Source organism: Sulfitobacter sp. BSw21498, assembly GCF_006064855.1.
Taxonomy (GTDB): Bacteria; Pseudomonadota; Alphaproteobacteria; order Rhodobacterales; family Rhodobacteraceae; genus Sulfitobacter.
In genome coordinates, this window is the sequence record NZ_CP040754.1 from 108,578 (window position 1) to 129,688 (window position 21,111).

24 protein-coding genes are annotated in these 21,111 nt (G+C 55.2%); 15 read left to right on the top strand and 9 right to left on the bottom strand.

The genetic code is table 11. The features are described from left to right. The first annotated feature begins 33 nt into the window (after positions 1-33). The 15 genes from E5180_RS15470 to E5180_RS15790 are packed head-to-tail and all read left to right on the top strand — an operon-like array spanning position 34 to position 11,318. Complete coding sequence (locus E5180_RS15470) at positions 34-654, top strand: lytic transglycosylase domain-containing protein (RefSeq protein WP_138925369.1); 621 nt, start codon at positions 34-36, stop codon at positions 652-654. Next, positions 651-944: a TrbC/VirB2 family protein gene (locus E5180_RS15475; protein WP_138925324.1), complete on the top strand. Its 294-nt coding sequence runs from the start codon at positions 651-653 to the stop codon at positions 942-944. Before E5180_RS15470 ends, E5180_RS15475 begins: the two co-directional genes overlap by 4 nt. Next, the gene (locus E5180_RS15480; protein ID WP_138925325.1) at positions 937-1,215 is read left to right on the top strand and encodes a type IV secretion system protein VirB3; all 279 of its coding nucleotides are present in this window, start codon (positions 937-939) and stop codon (positions 1,213-1,215) included. Before E5180_RS15475 ends, E5180_RS15480 begins: the two co-directional genes overlap by 8 nt. After that, entirely contained in the window at positions 1,205-3,580 is a 2,376-nt protein-coding gene (locus E5180_RS15485; RefSeq protein WP_138925326.1) for a type IV secretion system protein B4, read from the top strand. Before E5180_RS15480 ends, E5180_RS15485 begins: the two co-directional genes overlap by 11 nt. Beyond that, positions 3,577-3,744, top strand: coding sequence for a hypothetical protein (locus E5180_RS15785; protein WP_171048990.1), 168 nt, complete (start codon positions 3,577-3,579; stop codon positions 3,742-3,744). Before E5180_RS15485 ends, E5180_RS15785 begins: the two co-directional genes overlap by 4 nt. A 55-nt stretch (positions 3,745-3,799) precedes the next feature. Further along, a complete protein-coding gene (locus tag E5180_RS15490) occupies positions 3,800-4,888 on the top strand; it encodes a lytic transglycosylase domain-containing protein (protein WP_138925370.1) in 1,089 nt (362 codons plus the stop codon). Then, positions 4,888-5,703, top strand: coding sequence for a type IV secretion system protein (locus E5180_RS15495; RefSeq protein ID WP_138925327.1), 816 nt, complete (start codon positions 4,888-4,890; stop codon positions 5,701-5,703). The genes E5180_RS15490 and E5180_RS15495 overlap by 1 nt, the downstream gene beginning before the upstream one ends. A gap of 16 nt (positions 5,704-5,719) precedes the next feature. Beyond that, positions 5,720-6,373: a virB8 family protein gene (locus E5180_RS15500; protein ID WP_138925328.1), complete on the top strand. Its 654-nt coding sequence runs from the start codon at positions 5,720-5,722 to the stop codon at positions 6,371-6,373. 37 nt (positions 6,374-6,410) lie between these two features. Then, positions 6,411-7,070, top strand: coding sequence for a TrbG/VirB9 family P-type conjugative transfer protein (locus E5180_RS15505; RefSeq protein WP_138925329.1), 660 nt, complete (start codon positions 6,411-6,413; stop codon positions 7,068-7,070). Further along, positions 7,067-8,461, top strand: coding sequence for a TrbI/VirB10 family protein (locus E5180_RS15510; protein ID WP_138925330.1), 1,395 nt, complete (start codon positions 7,067-7,069; stop codon positions 8,459-8,461). The genes E5180_RS15505 and E5180_RS15510 overlap by 4 nt, the downstream gene beginning before the upstream one ends. Before the next feature lie 4 nt (positions 8,462-8,465). Beyond that, on the top strand, positions 8,466-9,452 hold the full coding sequence (locus tag E5180_RS15515) for an ATPase, T2SS/T4P/T4SS family (protein WP_138925331.1): 987 nt from the start codon (positions 8,466-8,468) through the stop codon (positions 9,450-9,452). Then, positions 9,449-9,652: a hypothetical protein gene (locus tag E5180_RS15520; protein ID WP_138925332.1), complete on the top strand. Its 204-nt coding sequence runs from the start codon at positions 9,449-9,451 to the stop codon at positions 9,650-9,652. Before E5180_RS15515 ends, E5180_RS15520 begins: the two co-directional genes overlap by 4 nt. After that, positions 9,649-10,062: a hypothetical protein gene (locus E5180_RS15525; protein ID WP_138925333.1), complete on the top strand. Its 414-nt coding sequence runs from the start codon at positions 9,649-9,651 to the stop codon at positions 10,060-10,062. Before E5180_RS15520 ends, E5180_RS15525 begins: the two co-directional genes overlap by 4 nt. 12 nt (positions 10,063-10,074) lie before the next feature. Further along, a complete protein-coding gene (locus tag E5180_RS15530) occupies positions 10,075-11,151 on the top strand; it encodes a type IV secretion system protein (RefSeq protein ID WP_138925334.1) in 1,077 nt (358 codons plus the stop codon). Positions 11,152-11,153: 2 nt separating this feature from the next. Beyond that, a complete protein-coding gene (locus E5180_RS15790; RefSeq protein ID WP_171048991.1) occupies positions 11,154-11,318 on the top strand; it encodes a hypothetical protein in 165 nt (54 codons plus the stop codon). A 685-nt stretch (positions 11,319-12,003) separates the two neighbouring features. On the opposite strand, the gene E5180_RS15535 is transcribed toward E5180_RS15790, so the two are convergent. The 9 genes from E5180_RS15535 to katG all read right to left on the bottom strand — a co-directional run bounded on the left by E5180_RS15535 (position 12,004) and on the right by katG (position 21,107). Then, positions 12,004-12,411 (bottom strand): hypothetical protein, encoded by a 408-nt coding sequence (locus E5180_RS15535; RefSeq protein ID WP_138925335.1) that lies wholly within the window; start codon positions 12,409-12,411, stop codon positions 12,004-12,006. 241 nt (positions 12,412-12,652) lie between these two features. Then, the gene (locus tag E5180_RS15540; RefSeq protein ID WP_138925336.1) at positions 12,653-14,329 is read right to left on the bottom strand and encodes an ATP-binding cassette domain-containing protein; all 1,677 of its coding nucleotides are present in this window, start codon (positions 14,327-14,329) and stop codon (positions 12,653-12,655) included. Further along, the gene (locus E5180_RS15545) at positions 14,326-15,423 is read right to left on the bottom strand and encodes a DUF1611 domain-containing protein (RefSeq protein ID WP_138925337.1); all 1,098 of its coding nucleotides are present in this window, start codon (positions 15,421-15,423) and stop codon (positions 14,326-14,328) included. The genes E5180_RS15540 and E5180_RS15545 overlap by 4 nt, the downstream gene beginning before the upstream one ends. 10 nt (positions 15,424-15,433) lie before the next feature. Beyond that, positions 15,434-16,177: a hypothetical protein gene (locus E5180_RS15550; RefSeq protein WP_138925338.1), complete on the bottom strand. Its 744-nt coding sequence runs from the start codon at positions 16,175-16,177 to the stop codon at positions 15,434-15,436. 201 nt (positions 16,178-16,378) lie between these two features. Continuing rightward, positions 16,379-16,951 (bottom strand): aspartyl/asparaginyl beta-hydroxylase domain-containing protein, encoded by a 573-nt coding sequence (locus E5180_RS15555; protein ID WP_138925339.1) that lies wholly within the window; start codon positions 16,949-16,951, stop codon positions 16,379-16,381. Between the two features lie 268 nt (positions 16,952-17,219). Next, positions 17,220-17,429 (bottom strand): VIT1/CCC1 transporter family protein, encoded by a 210-nt coding sequence (locus E5180_RS16070; protein WP_368074020.1) that lies wholly within the window; start codon positions 17,427-17,429, stop codon positions 17,220-17,222. Positions 17,430-17,585: 156 nt separating this feature from the next. Then, the gene (locus E5180_RS15565; protein ID WP_138925340.1) at positions 17,586-18,209 is read right to left on the bottom strand and encodes a TIGR02466 family protein; all 624 of its coding nucleotides are present in this window, start codon (positions 18,207-18,209) and stop codon (positions 17,586-17,588) included. Positions 18,210-18,316: 107 nt separating this feature from the next. Further along, positions 18,317-18,757 (bottom strand): DUF4399 domain-containing protein, encoded by a 441-nt coding sequence (locus E5180_RS15570; RefSeq protein WP_138925341.1) that lies wholly within the window; start codon positions 18,755-18,757, stop codon positions 18,317-18,319. Between the two features lie 187 nt (positions 18,758-18,944). Next, positions 18,945-21,107, bottom strand: a complete 2,163-nt coding sequence (gene katG / locus E5180_RS15575) for a catalase/peroxidase HPI (protein WP_138925342.1) — start codon at positions 21,105-21,107, stop codon at positions 18,945-18,947. Between the last annotated feature and the right edge of the window lie 4 nt (positions 21,108-21,111).

The window sequence follows — 21,111 nt, forward strand, 5'->3', positions numbered from 1 at the left end:
ATTTGGCTGCTTGCACCACCTGCTTCAGCCCAAATGGTTCTGGTCATGGAGAGCGACGGCTCACTGACCGCCACGCAATCCCAAAACAGCTTTGCACGGAATTACAACGACGGCGTAGGCCAAGGCTCGGCGGCCGATGCGCTGGCTATATTTGATGAACCTGATGTTGTCCCAACAACAGAAGAAATCCGCATAGCCGCCATCGCGCCGCGTGCTCCCCTGCCCCGTGCGGACGTTCTTTCAGCGATTGAGGCCACAGCGCTACGTTATGGCAGCCATACCGGTTTGCGCAGCGCGGGACTTTCGGTTTCAGATTGGCTCGCCCTCTTCCGCGCAAACATCGAGATTGAAAGCGCTTACCGTCAGAGTGCCGTTTCCAGTGCTGGTGCCATTGGCCTTGGACAGCTGATGCCTGCGACCGCCCGCGATCTTGGTGTCGATCCCCGCGACCCTTTGCAGAACCTTGACGGTTCAGCCAGCTACCTTGCGATGATGCTCCAGCAATTCCGCGATCCGCGTCTTGCATTGGCAGCCTACAACGCCGGCCCCGACGCCGTGCGCCAATATGGCGGCATCCCCCCCTACCGAGAAACCCAAAATCATGTGGCCCGCGTCATGGCGGTGGTCGCTCGACTGGAAGGAACAAACCCATGAGACATCTATCTTCATTATTCATCGCATCATTGGCGCTGTTTCTATTGGTCGCAGAGCCAGCCCTTGCGCAAAGCATCGATCTCTCTCCGATCCAAAGCTTGTTGCAGGGCATCGTCGATGCGCTGACAGGTCCACTCGGCGTGGTCATCGCTACACTCGCCGTGCTTGGCGTCTTTCTCAGCTGGTTCTTCAACATCATCGATCTGCGCCAAGCACTCTGGGTACTCGTCGGCATCGCCGGTGTTGCGGCTGCCCCCACAATCGTCGCCGCAGTCTTTGCTGGTGGCTGAGCGCTCACCACTCTTCCTCGGCCTTGTGCGCCCGCCGAAGCTACTGGGCCTGCCCATCATGTATGCGATGGTCTGGCTCTTTGGCTCGGTGCTGCTGTTCGTATGGGTCCAGTACATCGTGATCCTTGGGGTTGCGATCGTGCTCTATCCCGTCCTTTGGAAAGCGGCCGATTGGGATCCCCGCTTTATCGACGTGATGATGACAGCGCTGCAGGAAACACCGCCCACCCGAAACCGGCAAATTCATGGTGGGGACAGTTATGCCCCGTGATGAAACTAACGACGAAGCCGTCGATACCCGCACTTTGACGCCGACCTGGTACGCCCGGGAAACCCGCCTCGCGCATATGCTGCCCTATGTCAGTCTGGTCGATGACCAGACTGTGCGGACGCGGGTGAACGAGCTGTTCCAGTGTATCCGGCTGGACGGTGTCAACAGCTACACGACCGATGATGCGTATCTCGACAAGGTCACAGCACTCTTTGCCCGTCTCGTCGCCCAGCTAGGTCCAGAATTCAGCTATTACGTGCATAAGGTCTCAAAAGCGATCGCGCCGGAGCTTGAACCCGTGCGCGCCGGGAGTTTTGCAGGCGAAGTGGATCGCCAGTGGCGCGAGAAGCTGGCGACCAGCGGGCTGCGCGACAAAACACTGACACTCACAGTCATGCACCGTCCGCCGTCCAAGAGTTTTCTTCCGTTCCTCAATCGCAGCGCACCTGAGCGCTTCAAAGAAGAAACACAAAAACGCCTTCGACGGCTGAACGAGGCCGTGAATGTCTTTGCCTCGGGGCTGGCCGATCTCAAACCGCGCGTGCTGTCGGCGAAGTCTGGTGAACTGGTTGGGTTCCTCGGGGCGCTCAATACCGGTCAGGAACTGCCGCTCTTTCCTGCCAGTACCTACGGTTTCCTGTCCTTCAATGTTGCCAACACCCGCGTGACCTTCCGGGAAGATCATTTTGAACTTTCCGACGGCGTGGTTGGCCATCGCTATGGCAAGAGCTTCACCATCGGCGAATACTCCGAGGCAACCTCCTGCACCATGTTCGACATGCTCAACCTGCCTGTCGACATGATAGTCACCCATTCGTTCACGCCAATCAATTCCAACCTCATGGCCGGGCGGATCAAGCGACAGAAACGACAGATGCAGGCGTCACAGGACGCGGCCCTGTCGCTGATGGAAGCGCTGGATATCGCCGCGGATGATCTCGAGGCGAAACGCCAGAGCTTTGGTGAACACCATATGGTCGTGACGATCTTCTGCGACACGCTTGATGAACTGCAGACGTTGAGCGCTGAAATCGTCAACGCCGCCGCAGCTGAAGGCGTGAAGATGATCGGCGAGCGGGTTGCAGCGAAAGCGCATTATCTCAGCCAACATCCCGGCAACCAACCCAAGCGCGTGCGCGCCAGTGCCATCACCAATCGCAACTTTGCAGATTTCGCGGCGTTTCATCGAACGCAACTTGGCAAGGACGCCAGTGAGGTGCCTTGGGGCAAAGTGATCACCATGCTGCCGACGCCGGAGCAAAGTGCCTATCGGTTTTCGTATCACGAGCAAGGCAGCCCAGACAAAGAACCTACCAGCGGTCACACCCTGATCATGGGGCGGCCCGGCTCAGGTAAATCCGTCCTCTCCGCATTTCTTATGACCCAAGCCCGTCGAGCAGGCGCGCGGATCTTCGTCTTTGATTACCGACTTGGTATGGAGATGGCGGTCCGCGCTAATGGGGGCAGCTATGCTGCGTTGAAGGCTGGACAAGCCACCGGCCTCAACCCGCTTTGGACCGAGGTGGACGATCGCGGCACGGCTTGGTTGTCGGACTGGCTGGCCACCCTGCTCTACCGCGCGGACAAGCCGCTGACGCCTGTCCAAATGAACCGCATCCAAGAGGTCGTGCGCCAGAACGCAAACGCTACGGATCCAGCTTTGCGTAATTGGAAAGACTTTGCCTCGCTCTTTGTCTCCACCGATGATGGCGGCGATTTGCACCAACGCCTGCTCGAGTGGACCAGCGATGGTCGCTATGGCTGGATATTTGGCCAATCCTTGGAAGACACGTTCTCTCTCGAAGGCGACGTCGTTGGCTTTGATCTGACTGGCATTCTGGATTCTGAGTCCGAGAAAGAACGCATGGCCGTTCTGAGCTACCTGTTCCGCCGCGTCGAACGTGAGATTGAAGACCGCCACCCCACTATCATCATCATCGATGAGGCCTGGAAAGCCCTCGACAACGCCTACTTTGCCGAACGCCTGTCCAACTGGCTGGTGACGGCGCGCAAGCAAAACACCGTAGCTGTGATGATGACGCAATATGCAAGCCAGCTGGAACGCACGCGCACCGGCAAGACCATCGTTGAAGCGGTGCCAACGCAAATTCTTCTACCCAACATCCGCGCCCATGCGTCCGACTACGCCATGCTGAACCTCTTCGAGAAAGAACTCGACGTGTTGCTGAACACAGGCAGCAATTCACGACTGGCGCTTATTCGCGACGACCAAGGTTCCATTGTTGTCGATGCAGATCTCAGGGCTTTAGGCCCCAACCTCACCATCCTTGGCGGCATGGAAAAAGGCGAAGCCCTTGTTGGTGCTGACTACCGCGACCGTCCTGATTTCTGGAGACTGCTATGAAACGCACTTTGACCCTTCTCGCCGCACTCGGCGTCCTCGCCTCCTGCGCGCAGTACCAAGAGCCTCAAGCCAACTGCTTTACGTTCTTGGCTGCCGTTGCTCCGGTTGCGCCAGATTGCATCTTTACCCCTATGAACGGGTCGGAGGGTGATGTTGCTGTCTAAGCTCGCTCATATCCTCTGCGTGTCTTTGCTGCCCGGTCTCGCGGTCGCACAAGGCGTGCCAACGGTCGACAACGGTCTGACCGCGCGCGACATTGTGGAAACCGGTGATCGTGAAGTCGATCTTGCGACTCAAGCTGACAAGCTATCCGTGCGCGAACTCATCGCCGAGATCGAGCGCGAACAACTGGAAACGCTGGCGCGTATCCTCAATGCCCAATCGAGCTTTGGAGGCCAAGGCCTGCCCGCAATGGTGTCGGGTTTGGAATCTGGCAGTGGAGATCCTGCCCGATCGGTGGAGGCAGTCTATGGCTCAGGCGAGGTTGATCCCAATCCCGCGGGGACGCAGATGTTTGGCGATGCGGCCCAGAATATCGAACAACTTATTATCCGCGTCGCTCAAGAAACCAGCGGCTTTGCGGGCGTAGGGCGCGCCGGACTCTCTCCCGTCCAATGGCGCGCCCTTCTACAGGCCCTGATCTGGCAGGAAAGCCGTTTTACCATCGGTGCGCGTTCTCCCGTTGGCGCATTTGGCCTGACCCAAATCATGCCGGGCACCGCGAGCGACCTCGGTATCAATCCTGCCTACTATGACAGCCCTTACCTGCAGGTGCATGGCGGTGCGCGGTACTTGGCCACGCAACTCAACACCTTTGACGGCAACATCATCAACGCGCTTGCCGCCTATAACGCTGGTCCTGGAAGGGTCTTTGAGTACAGCGGCGTGCCTCCGTTCGTTGAGACCCAGCACTACGTCACCGTCATCCCAGAACGCTACAATCTTTATCTCAGCCGGATCGGCGGTATCGAAGCCCTGGGAACAATCGATCCATCTCTTCTGGCCAATGCCAATCTCTCGATCACAGGGCATGGCGCTGCTTTCTACGGAAACAATTCCCCTGCTGCTATCAGACAGGCCGCCCTGCGGATCCGTGACATCGTGGAGCGCATTTCGACGACCGAGGATGTGCAGGAGAGTGTCGCGCTCAACACTTATGCCCGCGCTGAACTCGTGCGCCTCGTCGCGGCTCGCATTCGCCTGCAAGCAGCAAGAACACGGGCCTTGAGCGCGGTTGAATTGGCCCAAGCCTCCGCCCGCATGGCCGAAAGGAATTTCATGGATTTCACAATCGAGGAGATGGACTGATGCATCGATCCAAATGGCTTTTGAGGACTGCCTTGGCTGGGACGCTCGCTCTCGGACTCCACGCGACGTCACCTACCTCGGTCTTCGCGCAAGGCGTTCCTGTGGTCGACACCCAAAACATCGCCCAAAATATCCAGCAGCTCCGACAGATGATCGAAGACGAGATCCTGCAAAACGAGCAGTTGGTGCAGCTCCGCGAACAGCTTGCGACACTCACCGACCAACTTGCGGAACTGCAACGCACCTATGAGGCCCTGACCCGTCTTGCCGAACTGCCGGAAATAATCCGCACTCAAATGGAGGACGAGCTTAACGGTCTCCTCGACCAAGAGTTCGGCGATATCATCGCGACCATCGAGGCCATTAAGAATGGGGACTTCTCGGGCCTGTCCGGGTCGGGTGCAGGCGAGATCGAAACCCAGATGGACCGCGTCTTGGCTGATCTTGGATTTGACGACGACACGCTTTCGGAAATGGCCAGCAGCGGGAACGCAAGTGCCAATCGGATTGCGACCCAAGCCACAACTGGTGCGCTGGTCTCGGCCGCTGCGCAAAACAGCTACGGCGATGCAGGCCAATCACTTGAGCGCGTCGATCGGCTGGTCGGCCTGATCGATGACATGGATGAGTTGAAGGAAAGCGTCGATCTCAACACGCGTGTGACGGCAGAACTTGCGATTGCGCTTGTTGCCATGTGGCAGCTTGAAGCCATTCAAACCGTCGGTGACGGCACCGGTGGTGTGATCGATGCCGCAACCATCGCCGAAGAGCAGCGGTTCATGGATTTCACCTTGCCTGATCTCAGTGCTGATTAAACCTGGGGTGTAAAGCGTGGTGAGTGAACAAGACATTATTGAAGAAGAGCTGGTATACGGTGCCCTGCGGCGCGAACGTCTTTGGCAGCGGCTTGGCTTGATTGGCCTCATCTTTGGTATTCTGGGGTGTCTGAGTGCTGCGGCTGTCTCGATCCTCGATATTGATCCGCCGCCCGTCGTTGTCCCTTACGATCCATCGACTGGCTTTGCACTGCCAGAAGCCTCAGTCGGAGCAACGACCGTCACAGAGAACCAAGCCATCATTGAGGCGGAAGTGTTCCGCTACATCAGTGATCGCGAGGTCTACAACCAACTCGACAACGATGTCCGGGTCCGTAGTGTGCTGCGTCGCTCGGACGGTGCCGCCGAAGCCTCTCTGCGCCAAATCTGGAATAGCGCCAATGCGGACTACCCGCCCACGCTTTATGGCACGAGCGGTCGGTTGGATGTCGAAGTCCTCAGCATCAACCGGATCGGCACCAATCGCGCCACAGTCCGCCTGCGCAAACGCCTCAACTCCATCAATGGCGTTCAGACCGGCCTCTTCACTGCCACGCTTTTGTTTGAGTTCCGCCCTGAGGCCAGCCGCTCCATTGATCAGGTTTGGTCTAATCCCTTTGGCTTCACCGTACTGGAATATTCCATCCGCTCCGACAGATTGGAGAACTAGTTTGCTTACAAAGTTATTCAGTATTCTTATATTTGCCATGATGCCGGGTTTAGCCATTGCTGAAGCCATTCCGCGTGGCGGACCCAATGACAGCCGCGTCCGGCTTGCAACCTATCAAGAAGCGCAGGTCTATCGTCTCAGTGTGTCTCTGACACATGTGACCACTGTGGAATTTGGTGAGGGGGAAAGCATCCGCTCCATCATTGCAGGCGACACAGAAGGCTTTGAAATCGACGGCGTTCCGGGGGGACAGGCCTTCGCGATCAAGCCCGTCGCGCGGGGCGTCCATACCAATGTGACGGTCTATACCAATCGCCGTAGCTATTACTTCAACGTCGAAGAGACCCAAAGTCCCACCTTCTATGTCGTGCAGTTCCGCTATCCTGATGATGACGCGAGACCGGCCCGCGCCATCGCCCAACAAGCGCCCAACTATAATTATGGGGCTAGCACTCAATCCGAGTTCACTCCGACACGCGTCTGGGATGACGGGACGTTTACGTATTTCGCATTTGCCCGAAATGCGCCTGTGCCAGCCATCTTCCGATATTCCAGTGGCCGAGAGCGCACGGTAAACACGCAGGCCGTCGAGGACGGTGTAATCCGCGTCTCAGGCGTGAACACGCAGTGGGTGCTGCGTCTCGGGGAGGAGGTGGTTTGCATTCAAGCAACCCCACCAGCAGGGGCGTCATCATGAGCGATACGGGAGACGCAGAGCTCGAGAAACGCCTCGCCGCACTAGAAATGGGCGGAAATCGAGGGAGTTCACCTAAGGCAAGACGCTCGCCCCTTCTTGCCCTCATCGTCGTCGCACTCGTTGGTGCAGGTGGCGCCGTTCTCTACGTGGTCTCCGGACCAGATGCGGAAACGGCTCTGCCAACAGCCACACCTGATGTGTTTCAAAATGAGGGTGACGGCTTCGGTGCAATCGAAGCCATACCTCCGCCCCCTGCCCCGGAAACCCAAATTGTCGTAGCCCCGACAGCGCCCAATGAGCCCAACGCAGAGCTCCTCGCGCAACTGGCTGCCCTTCAGGCCCAGATCGAGGAATTGCGCAACGCCCCGGAACCCGTCGTCGAAGAAGACACGGCGGCTGCGGGCGCCATTGATGGGCTAACAGCTCAGATCGCGGCCTTGCAAACTGCGTCCCAAACAGCTCAACAGCTGTTTCAGGACGAACTGGCGGCGCGCGATCGCGAGCTGGAACAAATCCGAATGGACTTGGAGTTGGCCCAACTTGAGGCCAATCGGCCAGTGCCTGCACCGGTTCCTATCGGGCCGTCCGAAGAAGACCTCCTTGCGCGCGAGGCAGAACGGTTGCGCCGCGAAGAGGAAGCCCGCCGCATGGCTGATCTTGAGCGCCGCGCAGCAGAAGAACGCGCGTTTCAGGAGCGCCGCACTGCATCCCCTACAATTGCATTTGGCGGAACATCAGGAGCGAATGAAATCCCGCTTGCAGAGCGCACATTCGGCGAAGTGACGGATTTTGTCCTGAACGGCGCGCTGCCGACCTCCGTCACCCAAGCACAGGTGATCGCCAATCCTTCCAACACCATCATTCAAGGCACTATGATTCAGGCTGTCATGGAAACCGCACTCGACAGCTCCCTGCCCGGACAAACCCGTGCAGTCGTTTCTGAGGACGTCTTCAGCTTTGATGGATCGCGCCTTCTTATCCCACGCGGGTCGCGGCTGATCGGGCGCTATCGCTCGGGGCTAGATATTGCAAAGCAGCGCGTCACCATCGCTTGGGACCGGATCATCCTACCAGACAATCAGACCGTCCAGATCAGTTCCTTTGGCGGCGACGAATTGGGACGCTCCGGCGTGACCGGCTTCGTGGACACGCGCTTTGCGGAACGCTTTGGATCTGCAGCTCTGATTTCGCTCATCTCGGCGGCCCCAAGTGCAGCAGCCGCCTCGGTCGAAGACGAAGCCGCCGCTGGTGTTCTGGAAGATGTAGGTGACGACCTCGCCGACGCGACTGACACCGTGATCAGCGACTATCTCTCCATCGGTCCCGTCATCTACGTCGACCAAGGCGCCCGCGTCACCGTCATGGTCGACCGCGATCTGGAGATATTTTGATCCTATGTCGCTGAGCTATCTTCAAACCTCACTTGATAAGCTGGATGCCGCGTCCCGCGACGATGTCATCGAGATTTGCATCAACCCCGACGGCACCTGCTGGGGTGAATTCCAAGGCGATCACTTCATGCGTTTGCTGGATCAGCGGCTGTCGGAGACTGTCGTCAAAGATCTGGGCAATCAGATTGCCTCCAGCGCAAACACCACCATGAGCAAAGACAGGCCCATCGTATCGGTCTCGATTGCCTACAAAGACCGCCCGATCCGCGCGCAGGTCATCACGCCACCTGCTGTCATGTCGGCCATGTCGATCAGCTTGCGGTTCTTCTCAAGCCTTTCTCTCGATAAAATTGAGCTGTCGTTTCTGTTTGGCAAAGAGCGCAAACTCGAAGAATTACGGCAAGAGAAAACCCAACAACTGCGCGCAGTCGTGGTATCCGGCGTGATCGACGACGCGCTGGCCTTTTGCGTTGAGAATAGGCTCAACATGATCGTCTCGGGTGGTACGTCAACAGGCAAGACCGTGGCCGCCCGCAAGATACTTTCGCATGTCGGCGCTGAGGAGCGGATTATCACCATCGAGGAGGCCGCCGAGCTTCTGCCCGCGCAACCTAACGTGGTGACGCTGATCGCCAACCGCGATGCAGAGTTCCAAACGGCAGACGTTCTTCTCACTGCGACGCTGCGCATGCGGCCGGATCGTATCATTCTCGGCGAGGTGCGCGGCAAAGAGGCCATGACCTTCTTGGAAGCCATTAACACGGGTCACGGCGGATCAATGACCACGCTCCATGCCGAAACCCCGCAACTGGCGGTGCAGCGATTGGCGATCGCCGCCCTCAAAACAGAAATCCCGATGACCTATGCGGACATGGTTCGATACATCGAAAATTCCATCGACGTGATTATCCAGACCGGGCGTCACAACGGCGCGCGCGGCATCACCGAATTTTACCTCCCCAGCATGGAACAGATTGGAGCATCAGCATGAAAACCTATGAGTATGAAATCCTATCATTTCCAATGGATCGTAAAAACAGCCTCATTGAGATGCAGGCCGCGTTGAATGCGAAGGGCCAGATCGGGTGGGAGGTGGTCTCAATCAGCTCGTCCGAGTTTGCCAATATCGGGCACACGGCTTTCCTAAAACGTGAAACTTCCGAGGCCGCTGACGTTGGAGGCACGCGATGACGTATCGGATTGTCTGCCTCACTTGGCTTACCGTTGGTTTGGGTCTGCTTGCACCGCCCTCGGTGGCGGAGCGCAATCTGATCCCCAGCCTCGAGAAAATTCCAGATGTCTGTTCTGAGCGCCCAAACGAACCCGATTGGATGCAAAACATCGCGCTGCGCGACGCCTACCAGCGTGTCTTGGTCCAAGACATTTATCGGGCACAGAGCATGGCGCGGATCGTTGAAACGGGATCCTGCGACTGCGCCACGCGCTTCCCAACTTGGGATTCTGCGGAAAGCACCTTTCGGGAAAACCACGCCGATGCGGACCGTTCAGAAATGCTGCAAGCCTCGGACATTTACAACCGCCGTGCAAATGAACTTCGACCTCAAGCCCAAGCGATCTGCGAAGCCGCAGGCAATTGGTAGGGACCTCCTGAAATGAGCGTTGTCACCTACTTCGTTGAAACCTCCCAAGGCTATCTCGACACCGCCGCCGAAACGCAATTCGGATCGGTAGCCGCAACGGTTGGGACGCTGCTCGTCCTTGGAACAACGGTCGTCGTGATCTTCGTCTTTCTGAACATGATCTATCAGTACAAAGCGATGGACGGGCGAACGGCGTTCTGGCTAGCAATAAAGATCGGGCTCATCGGGATATTTGCAACCAATTGGGTTCAGTTCAATGCACTGTCGTCGGCGATCCTTGCAGGGATCGACAGTATTGCAGGCGCACTTGTCGCATCCGTGGGCGGCGGCGTGCCCGGCCCTTCGGGCACATTCGCCGAAGAATTTGACCGACTCATTGCCGAGCTTGGCGAGTATCTCAATGCGGCAGGATCGGAACTCAACTGGATGGCGGGCGCAATGCTCGACATCGTTGGCGTGCTGATGTTGTCGATCCTTGGTGGGCTGGCGGCGTTCATTCTAGTCGCCTCACGTCTAATGATCGCCCTTCTCATCGGGATCGCGCCGATCATGATCTTTTTGACACTGTTTGACGTCACCAAAGACTATTTTACGCGTTGGCTCTCCGCGCTGATCTCCTTTGCCATTTATCCGATTGTCCTGGCGGGCGTATTTGCAACGATCACAGGAGTTGCCTCCGCATTGATCGGGGAGCTTGGCGATCCCGAAGGGGCAACAAACATCGGCGCGCTAATTCCCTTCTTTATGATGGTGTTGATGGCCAAAGGGTTCATCGTCGCAACGCCATTCATCGTACGGGCGATTTCTGGAAACATCATGATGCCTGCGCTCTCAGGAGGACTGGGTGGCAGCTACGGATTCATGCGGGCGGCGATGGGCAATCAGCAAGCCTACAATCGCTATCTCGTTGGGGGGGCAAGTGGGGCAGAATACGCCGCACTCAGAGCGCGTCAGATGTTCGGGGTGCAACAAATGCCTCAACGGCCGGGAATGGCAAATGTGACACCCACAGGGGGCAATCCATCGACGGGGACTGGATCGCAAATGCTGGCACAGCTTGCGAGGCTAGGCAGATTGGGGAGACGATGAGCATGTCGGACCCAGACGCGGAATTTGTAATTAAGGAGCAGGCCGACCTATGGGCCATGTCGCATGGGTTTACCGATGCGGACGAAATGAAGCAGTGGGGCGAGCAAATGGAACGTGAGCGCCTTGCAAAATTTGCCTTAAAAGAGGTGACTGAGAATGAACAATAGTAGAGTAGCAGATCGCCTGGGTGGCTTTATCATCGGGCTTCCAACAGTGGCATTTCCCATATGGATTGCGGGTTGGTCGCCGTGGCTGGGCGTAATTACGACGACCCTGTTTTTGGTTGTAGCCGTGTCTTATGTTTGCGGCGTTACGGCTAAATGGTTTCAACATGGCACTGCGAAGTAAGCGCAGCTAGACAACACCTTCCGATGACGCGTTTAACTCAATGTGTTGCTTACATGGGGTTCATTTTTAACACGTTGACCTTTTCATATCATATGAACAGGTAGTCTTTGACTGATTGGCAAGCAGCTGCCGCACCTTACAACAAATCGCGCAATATGGGCTGCTCTACTACTAGGGGTAGGACCATACAATAGTGAAACCAGCCGTTCGTGCATGATACAGCGAAAGAGGAAAACGAGCCACACTTCCATATGCTGGGGAGCGCAGGAATAACCGATTTCGGAAGGCAGAAAAGATTGCCCCCGAATTTCAACCACTCATCAAGCCAACCCACGCCGCCTTGCGGTATTACTAAGCAGACCTTGCCCGACGACGCAGATGTCAACTGAGAAGCCAAATGAAAGCAAACCATGCGATCGATTGGAGCAGTATCGTCAATGGCAATTCTGTCCCCCTGCCCGGAATTTCCGGACAGGATGTGATTTAGCGGCTTGGCTCAATCTGTCATAATCCTGCCGGATTTCCGTTTTCTAGCACAGATCGGTCCGTCACTTCGTTGTTTCGAACCCAGTGAATGGTATTGCCGCGTCTGAAAAGGGTAACGCAGCGCTCTTTCCCTTTACCCAATTCTTCCCATTGTCGGCAGTAACGGTCTCCCGAAACTCGCCAGGTCCCAGTATCTCTTCGGTTGCGCCTAGAAGTAGTGTAATCGATTTCCATTGTGCTCGCAGAAGAGTAGTAGATTACATAGCTTCCGGTATTGTCTGTTCCACGTAACGAGTTTCCCGGTAACAGGGTTTGAATTTCTGAACCCGTCATTCTTGTAAAATCACTTAACTCTGAAAGCTGATTTGTTGCGGAACAAGCACTGAGAGCTAGTGCAGCAGAACCAGCCAAGATGACATTTTTCATAGTTTTTCCTTTTTTGGATATGTTTCATCACTCGATTAGAAGTAAGTGTCGGATGATCTGTGCCGCGATGTCTTGAGATTAAACTGGACAACAAATTTGGCTTCACCAAGCCAATCGAAATATTCGTCAATTTTTGATTAAATGGCAGTTACCTGCCCTAGCAACCTCCAGTGAGACATCTGACTTATCAAAATCTATCGGTCGGTACTTATGTCGATACGTCACGTGAGTTCCCATCACATCAAGCGGCATGAAGCCGGCTAAAAAAATCTTGGGCAGGCCCTTTTGAGTCAAACACATCTTCCGGCAAACCGCACTGGACGATCCGCCCATTACTAACGAATAAAACTAGATCCATCTGGCGCGCGATTTCGGTATTATGGGTGATCAAAATAGTAGTTGCGGAAGTTCCATCCAACAATTGCCTTACAAGACTTGCGCCCTCTACATCCAGCGCGTCATCTGGTTCATCCAGCAATAGCAATTGGGCTTCAGAAAGCGCGGCTCTTACAAGCATGATGCGCCTCACTTCACCGCTAGAAAGGTTGCGACCCGCCTCGGCCACGTGGCCATCCAACCCTCCAAGCCGTTCTACCATACCTCGCAAACCGTATGAGTTGGCCGCTTGAAGTATCTGGGCATCCGAAGGCTGTTGTGCCGCACCCATAGTCATCGCTCTACGCAGACTTCCTGCAAGGATTGGAGACTTGGAGCCAACAAATGATATCATTCGCTTGCGTACCGAACTGCTGAGGCTTGACGGTGCATGTTCGCCAATCAAGACTTTGCCTGCAATAGCTGCTTCAAGTCCGGCTGCTAACGCCAAGAGCGTCGACTTTCCTGAACCGTTAGGTCCCATAACAGCGACTTTCTGACCAGCTTCCACTACTAGATCAATGCCGGTTAAGTGTTCCGTCTCAACATTCTCAAAACGGACAGATTGCGGCTCATTAGCCAAAGGGCTGCCGAGGGATTTGGGGCGCGAAATACGTGGTTTGTTGAGGAGATCTACGCACTTGTCTCGTGCTGCAATCCACGCACGATATCGGTCGCCAACACCGGCAAGATCGCGCATTGGCTTGATCATTAGTCCAACGGCGGCCATGGCACCTGCAACTTCGGCGGCAGGAATGCCTGATCTAAAAGCCGCAAATAGAAGTGACGCAGCCGCGAGGCCTGATATTGCAACGGGAATTGCTTGCAAAAGTGCTGCACCCCTAACGCGTTTGATTGCTGCCTCAATCATTTTGTCGGTTCGGCGCAGGAGTGTTCGATTCTCAACCTGCATTCTACCCATCAAGCGGAGTTCCGGTGCATGGGGGATGCGTTCACTCATATCTGCGGCCAAGCCACCCCGCCGAGAACGCAAGCGTCGGTGAATTTCACCAAGCCGAGGTGCAATCAGCGCCATAGTCAACAAGCCAAGCCCAATCGGGATTGAAGCCGCCAGCCCTAACACCGGATTGAGCAAAAAAAGGACAACAGTAGCCAGCGGCAATACGATCAGCGACGAGATTAAACGCGCAATGCCGAGACTGACCCAGTTACGTACCGCAGCAAGATCTCCGACAAAGCGGAGAGCCATGGAACCTTGGCGGCGCTGGTCTACATATCCGACCGGCATGCGGGAAAAGTGATTGAAAAGTTTCAACCTTAAGTCCGACGCGTAGTGCTGGCCCACCTTCTCCGCCACCACCCGTTCCCAAATTCTCAATCCCGCAATAGAAATCCCAGCCAACGCGATCAGCCCTAAAGGCAAGAAAGGTGTCGTTGCAAGCGTGTCACGCAAGGCGGCAAATACATCTCGGGTTGCAAAGGCCGCCGTACCGGCCGCAATTGCCTGCCCAACTGCAAGCACTGCAACCTTTGCAATCCCAATACCACGTCCATTGCCAGTTATTCTTGGCAGTTCACTCATGCCGCCTGCTCGGCAGATTTTATGCCTAAAGTACCTTCGGTAGCCTTTTTCTGTGTCCGAATCCTCGCAAGCAATGCACCGGCAGACACGGGGTCAATGAGGCTTTCGCGTTTGACAACATGGGTTCCCGCGGCTGCCTCAGCTTCCTTTGTGGCAAGTGGAGAACAACTGACCATACCAGTTACAATACTGGGTTCTATATTCATTGCGCGAAGAGCAGAACATCCGCCGACCGTAGATGCAGCGCATGGCGCCGCAAAAAGAAAGCCGTCAATACCTGCACGAAAATCACTGCGATTGAGCAAGGCTGCTGTTTCACCTTGAAAAATGCCGTCAGCGAGCTCAACGATGGCGATCTCACAGCCGTTGTCAGCAGCGTGGTCAAGGAGTATTTCGGTACCCTTCATGATACGCGATATCGGTTCCATGTAAGTCGAAACCATTCCTGCATCCACAAAGTCTGCGACATAGTCTGCCCCAGCGTCTACGTAGGCATTGTAGTCACCGTATGCTCCGGTGCCTGTCGCTTTTATTGTTGCTACCCGATAGCCAGCACGTGACAGGCCATGGGCAAAGCTCGCGACGGCGGTTGTCTTTCCTGCATTCATCGAAGCACCCACAGCCGCGATGACCGTCAAGTTCCGGGAACCGGTAAGTTCTGGAAGGCTGTAATCGGCAAGATTGACAGGATTGCCATCCCGGCCACAGAGCAGCCCAACAGGGATAACACGTGTCGGACCGGCCATCCGTTTGTTGGCCGCCCGCATCACGCCAATCACACCACCGCCAGCAAGCATATCCGATCCGTCAGGGTCGATTTTCGCATGACCTTCATACTGGTCCGGGGCGTAACGGCTGCCACAAACCAACACCACAAGATCTCCTCGGTATAACTCAGAGGGCCGCCCATTGGTGAGTTGGATGCGTTTGTGCGATCCGATCTTTTCAACTCTTGCCAGAACAAGATCGCCTGTCTTTGCGTCCACAAAATTGGTCGTCAACCCGACGACATCTTCATGGACTACACGTCGAGTCGTAAACGCCCACTTGGCAGAATGCGACAGTTCAACGCTGTTAACTTTTTGGAATAACATGCGAATTTCCTTACATATTTATAGTTTGAATTTCACTTGGAAGAGTCGCCCTTGAGCTAGGGTTTTTTGCGTCGCGATTCGCTGAACTCTTGGGCTTTTTAGCTTCACGGTTTGACAGTACGAAATTTACCAAGCCGCCTTTTTTTACGCATTCGGCGAAGTCATGCCCGCTTTCGGGAAGTTCCCGGATGCGGACGTCTGGAAGGGGCAAGCCACGTTCCTGTGCCGCCTTCAGCAGAGCCTTTTTCCATTGGTGTGCGCGATCAATGCGGTTCGCGCCCTGTTGGTGATCTATTTCAACCCCGCTTCGGGTGTTGCTATCACAGTCGCCGTCAAGGGCACCCACTGCAATGTTTATGGGAATTTGCAAGAATTCGCGAAGGCGCGACTCCATCTGCGGTCCCCAATCATCTTTGCGCCCATCCCTTATGCCGAGACCATAGGGGAAAGGTTCAGCATCGGGGAAAGTGTACCAACCCGCAGAAGTCACCGACAGCGTTTTGATTAGATTTGGGTACAGCATCGCAAATCGATGGGCGAACTGCGCACCACCTGAAAAGCCGCTCAGCTCAAAACGTTTTGATTGCCAGAGTCCTGCCAAACGCAAGTCATTCATGAGCCCAAGCAGCGCAAGATCGGCTCGCCCCTTCCGCACGACTTGCTGGTATAGCGGCCATTGTTCTTCTCCAAACAACGGAGCAATGACCACTTGTCCGGCCTTTGCCGCACAGGCACCAAATTGCTGTGCTTGCATTTTGGCCCCCCTGCGGATGCCATGTACCGCTACCAATGGTGGGCGGCCAGCGTCTAACTCTGTAGGAATAGCAAGCCAGCATGGAAGACCATGACGACCCGAGCCAGCCTTGAATTCAAGTCTAAAGGCTCCAGGCGTTGAAAAGTTTTTTGTCACGATATTGTCTCCCAATGGCATTTGTAGCTTTGGCGGTTATTCGGCCTAACCAGCGGCCCCAAAGACCTGCTCCGACATCGCGGTAGGCAGCATGTCAAAAATCATGTGGATTCTATCCTGATCCCCGTCATTGTGTGCTTCATGCATCTTGTTATTGTCGAACCACCAAACTTCGCCTTCTTTCATGCGAATTTCTTCGGATTCGGCTTTCAACCAAGAGCCAGCCGTAGATCTGAGAACGAAATGGTACCGTCCGCGAACTCTGTAGTATTCACCCTGATCGATATGGGGATAGACGCGCTTACCTGCGGGCAAACAAACAATTTTTGCGCGTCCAAGAATACAATCCTGATCTTCCGCAAATGTTTCAAGAAATGCGCGCACTGTAGGGTATTTCATGGATCCGGTTGTCCAGCGGCTTTCATGCACATCGCGACGCTTGCGTCCGTTGATTGCTGATTTTCGCAGACCTCTGATCGGAATGGCCAGCGCTTCGCGTTGGACGGCAATCTTGTCTTGGCGGCCAGTGGCGTCATCCCATGCACCGTCAACACTGGAAATCTCTTCCAGAAACGGCTTGGGATCGACGGACTTTTTGATCAGTTTAAAGTTATCCATTTTTTGTTCTCCTCGTTGGATGCAGAAATGGGATTAGCAGGTAGTACATGACAGTTCCCTGACAGCGCTCTTACTTGTTTTGAACGGAGGCGAACGAGCGAAATCATCAAAGCTAAATCAGTGATCTAATCGACAGCATAGGGCGATTATCCGGACCAAAGTCCGAATGTTTCGGTCACCGGCGGGTACGCACAATTAGCGGATCAAATTGACCGTGATCGTCTTGACCTCGGACATAACCGGCGGGTCGTGGGGGACATGGTTCAAATCACCTTGAACAAGTTGTTTCGTGGGTGTGTTCTAGGTGAGACTTTAGGAGCAATTGCTTTGACACATCACGCTCGACAAAGGCGGCGGCGAACACTTCCAATTTTTCGTTAGGCAAATCAATCAACTCTTGCCGTTCGCGTGCGAGGTCAATGTCAGCGGTATCGGATAGAGAGCTTACTGAAACGTATTCCCCCGCTAGCATCGGCATTGGGTCGTTTGCGGGACGGGGCGATTGACACTCTGAGCCCTGTGTCGGGTATTGGCCGTCCGCGCGCGTGTCGGCGAATGTCGCGATCGAACCCAACTTTCAAATGCTTCATATTGCATGACTGTTAGCTTTTGACTGCTGCTGAACTCGGCTCGCCTACTTTTCTTTAGAAAACGTCATGTTGAACGCAATCGATACACGTTCCTCGTCAGTTTCGTTGGGATAGACCCAATGCACCAGGTATGATGGGAATAGGATCAACTCGCCCGGCTGCGGTCTGATCGCGCGCTTCGCTCCGAATGTTGGGGATTTCAGGATGCGCCAGTTGGGTAGGTCCGTGCGTGGGTTCAGGAATTCGATCTTGCCGGATTCACCTTTTTCCACAGCGGGTTGGGAGACGTAATAGACGCCCGACCAATGTGCACCGGGGTGTGTATGTGGCGCATTGAAACCACCCGAAGGCGTTGCGTTCATCCATCCGAAAATATCCAGCTTTAACGTTGCGAGGTCCAGATCGGGACTAATGTTCTTGGTCGCGATGTAAGTCGCGGCCTCTGCAACAGTTTTGAGTTGCGCAATGCAGTTGGTCTTCGATGCGAACAGATTGCCCGATGAATGCCACGCTCCATAGTTGGATTTCTCGACACCATCGCTTTTCTTGCGAAGGCGCGCGCCTTCTTCCAGAAGTTCGCGATTGAAGTCCTCGGAACCTGGCAAGCGAAACCGGAACAGGGGTGTTGAAAACAGCTCTTCGCAGTCGGTTTGTTCAAGGGTATCCAAAGCTAATTGTCCTTCTCAATTTAGTAGTAGCTCGACACCTGCGGTCATATTGCACGTGTCGAGCTTCGTGTTCCAGTCCGACTGACGTCTATGTCGATTTGGCGAAGTTACTCTACGGTTATCGTAATCACCTCGGAAAACACCGGCGCATTATGCGGGATATGATCCTTGTCTCCCATGACAAGTTGGAGCGTGTGGGTGCCGGGAGCGAGGTCAAGCGTCGTCTCTGTCTGGCCTTTGCCAAAATGCATCAGGTTGTCGTCGGCGGGCATGTTCATGTCGAACTCTTCCGCTCCATCCTCACCTTCGCCAAGAGCTGCACGGTCGATCAGCAGATGATGATGACCGGTGTTTTCGACATCGACGCCTGCGGGAGCAATACCCATGCCGGAAAGCCCGAACACGACTTTGACAGGGCTTTGTACTGTATCGCCGTCTTGCAGGTTTACAAAATACTGAACGGTGCCGGGAGCAGAAGCTGTTTCACCCGCAAATGCGGTGAACGGCACTGTCGCAAGCAGAGCGACGACAAAAGTTAGTTTTCTCATTGGTGTTTTCCTCTGTTGATTGTATTCATAAGTTCGCCAGAGTGGCGCATTATACGCCACTCTGGCATTCTGGCAGACGGTTGATCCGCCGCCGGTTTAAGCTCGATAGTCTTTGCTGGCCCGAAACGGAGCCTGCGCTTGCGCCCGAGGGGACATTCAGGCGCAAGGTCTTAATCGCTATGGTCGGTTAAGCGATATCGAAGCGATCAAGGTTCATCACTTTCGTCCATGCGGTTATGAAATCCTGAACAAAGGTCATGTGAGCGTCTTCACTCCCGTAGACTTCCGCCAAGGCCCGCAATTGCGAGTTCGATCCGAACAGCAGATCAACGCGGCTGCCTGTCCATTTGACTTGGCCAGTGGCACGATCTCGTCCCTCAAAAGTTGCCGCATCAGGGAACTTTGGCGTCCAGACTGTGTTCCGCGTTAGAAGGTTGACGAAGTAATCATTGGTCAGGGTTTCTGGGCGATCCGTAAAAACACCGTTTGCAGAGCCGTCTGCGTTGGTATTCAGGACACGCAGACCACCAATCAAAGCTGTCATTTCCGGGGCTGTCAGTGTCAGAAGTTGCGCCCGATCAACAAGCAGCTCTTCTGCCGAACGATTGAGGCCTGACTTAAGATAGTTACGGAAACCGTCTGCAACTGGTTCCAACACAGCAAAAGATGCTGCATCGGTTTGATCTTGAGTGGCATCCGTCCGACCCGGTGCAAATGGCACTGTCACGTCATGTCCACCGGCCATCGCCGCCTTTTCAATGCCTACCGAGCCACCCAATACGATCAGGTCAGCCACAGACACCTTTTTGGTTCCGGAATTGAAGCCAGACTGAATGCTTTCCAATGTGGAAAGAACCCTGCTGGATACGACAGACCGGTTCGCTTCCCAGTCCTTCTGGGGTGAAAGGCGCAGGCGCGCGCCGTTGGCTCCACCACGATTATCGCTTCCACGGAAGGTCGAAGCTGACGCCCAAGCTGCTGACACCAGCTCTGAGACGGACAGACCGGATGATGCAATCTGTGCCTTCAGAGCGGAGATATCCTGATCATTGATCATCTCATAGTCGGCCACCGGAACTGGGTCCTGCCAGATCAATTGCTCTGATGGGACCATCGCACCGGCATAGCGGCTGACGGGGCCCATATCACGGTGGGTCAGTTTGAACCATGCACGCGCAAAGGCGTCCGCAAAGGCATCCGGATCTTCGTGGAACCGGCGTGATACTTTTTCATAATCCGGGTCCACGCGCAGGGCGAGGTCACTTGTGAACATAACCGGGGCATGGGTTTTGGTCGGATCGTGTGCGTCAGGCACCATGCCTTCGCCGTTTGCGTCTATGGGGATCCACTGTTGCGCGCCAGCGGGGCTTTTAGTCAATTCCCATTCAAAGCCGAACAGCATGTCGAAATACGCATTGTCCCACGCAATTGGTGTTGGTGTCCAAGCGCCTTCAAGACCGCTGGTGATCGTGCTGCCAGCATTGCCGGTGCCAAAGCTGTTCTTCCAGCCAAAGCCCTGCTCTTCAAGGGAAGCGGCTTCTGGCTCGCGGCCAACATACTTGCCGGGATCGGCAGCGCCATGACCCTTGCCGAATGTGTGACCACCGGCAATGAGCGCGACGGTTTCTTCATCGTTCATGGCCATACGGGCGAATGTGTCGCGAATGTCGCGCGCAGACGCCAGCGGATCGGCAACACCATTCGGGCCTTCCGGGTTCACATAGATCAGACCCATTTGTACAGCGCCCAATGGGTTCGCAAGCTCACGGTCACCAGTATAGCGTTCGTCTCCAAGCCATGTTGTTTCGGGGCCCCAATAAATGTCTTCTTCCGGTTCCCAGATATCGACGCGGCCACCACCAAATCCAAAGGTCTTGAGACCCATCGAATCCAGCGCACAGGTGCCAGCGAAGATCATCAGATCGGCCCATGAAATCTTTTGGCCATATTTTTGCTTGATCGGCCACAACAACGCGCGAGCCTTGTCGAGGTTGCCGTTGTCGGGCCAACTGTTGAGGGGGGCAAAGCGCTGCGAACCGTTGCCAGCACCGCCACGTCCATCTAAATCCCGATAAGTTCCGGCGCTATGCCAAGCCATGCGGATGAAAAACGGTCCGTAATGACCGTAGTCGGCAGGCCACCAGTCCTGCGATGTTGTCATCAAGGCTTCGACGTCTTGCTTCAAAGCCGCAAGATCGATTGTCTTGAATTCCTCGGCGTAGTTGAAATCAGCACGAAGCGGATTGGATGCCTCTGTGTTCTGGTGGAGCAGCTTGAGGTTGAGCTGGTTCGGCCACCAATGCTGGTTGGCGAAGTTTCCTGTCGCCTTATAACCGTTCCCACCATGCATGACA

Coding starts and splice junctions, on each gene's coding strand:
- E5180_RS15475 (WP_138925324.1), top strand. CDS start 651: ATGAGACATCTATCTTCATTATTCATCGCATCATTGGCGCTGTTTCTA.
- E5180_RS15510 (WP_138925330.1), top strand. CDS start 7,067: ATGAGCGATACGGGAGACGCAGAGCTCGAGAAACGCCTCGCCGCACTA.
- E5180_RS15540 (WP_138925336.1), bottom strand. CDS start 14,329: ATGAGTGAACTGCCAAGAATAACTGGCAATGGACGTGGTATTGGGATT.
- E5180_RS15495 (WP_138925327.1), top strand. CDS start 4,888: ATGCATCGATCCAAATGGCTTTTGAGGACTGCCTTGGCTGGGACGCTC.
- E5180_RS15535 (WP_138925335.1), bottom strand. CDS start 12,411: ATGAAAAATGTCATCTTGGCTGGTTCTGCTGCACTAGCTCTCAGTGCT.
- E5180_RS15555 (WP_138925339.1), bottom strand. CDS start 16,951: ATGGATAACTTTAAACTGATCAAAAAGTCCGTCGATCCCAAGCCGTTT.
- E5180_RS15520 (WP_138925332.1), top strand. CDS start 9,449: ATGAAAACCTATGAGTATGAAATCCTATCATTTCCAATGGATCGTAAA.
- E5180_RS15785 (WP_171048990.1), top strand. CDS start 3,577: ATGAAACGCACTTTGACCCTTCTCGCCGCACTCGGCGTCCTCGCCTCC.
- E5180_RS15485 (WP_138925326.1), top strand. CDS start 1,205: ATGCCCCGTGATGAAACTAACGACGAAGCCGTCGATACCCGCACTTTG.
- E5180_RS15515 (WP_138925331.1), top strand. CDS start 8,466: ATGTCGCTGAGCTATCTTCAAACCTCACTTGATAAGCTGGATGCCGCG.
- E5180_RS16070 (WP_368074020.1), bottom strand. CDS start 17,429: ATGCCGATGCTAGCGGGGGAATACGTTTCAGTAAGCTCTCTATCCGAT.
- E5180_RS15570 (WP_138925341.1), bottom strand. CDS start 18,757: ATGAGAAAACTAACTTTTGTCGTCGCTCTGCTTGCGACAGTGCCGTTC.
- E5180_RS15505 (WP_138925329.1), top strand. CDS start 6,411: ATGATGCCGGGTTTAGCCATTGCTGAAGCCATTCCGCGTGGCGGACCC.
- E5180_RS15530 (WP_138925334.1), top strand. CDS start 10,075: ATGAGCGTTGTCACCTACTTCGTTGAAACCTCCCAAGGCTATCTCGAC.
- E5180_RS15545 (WP_138925337.1), bottom strand. CDS start 15,423: ATGTTATTCCAAAAAGTTAACAGCGTTGAACTGTCGCATTCTGCCAAG.
- E5180_RS15550 (WP_138925338.1), bottom strand. CDS start 16,177: ATGCAAGCACAGCAATTTGGTGCCTGTGCGGCAAAGGCCGGACAAGTG.
- katG (WP_138925342.1), bottom strand. CDS start 21,107: ATGCATGGTGGGAACGGTTATAAGGCGACAGGAAACTTCGCCAACCAG.
- E5180_RS15790 (WP_171048991.1), top strand. CDS start 11,154: ATGTCGGACCCAGACGCGGAATTTGTAATTAAGGAGCAGGCCGACCTA.
- E5180_RS15470 (WP_138925369.1), top strand. CDS start 34: ATGGTTCTGGTCATGGAGAGCGACGGCTCACTGACCGCCACGCAATCC.
- E5180_RS15525 (WP_138925333.1), top strand. CDS start 9,649: ATGACGTATCGGATTGTCTGCCTCACTTGGCTTACCGTTGGTTTGGGT.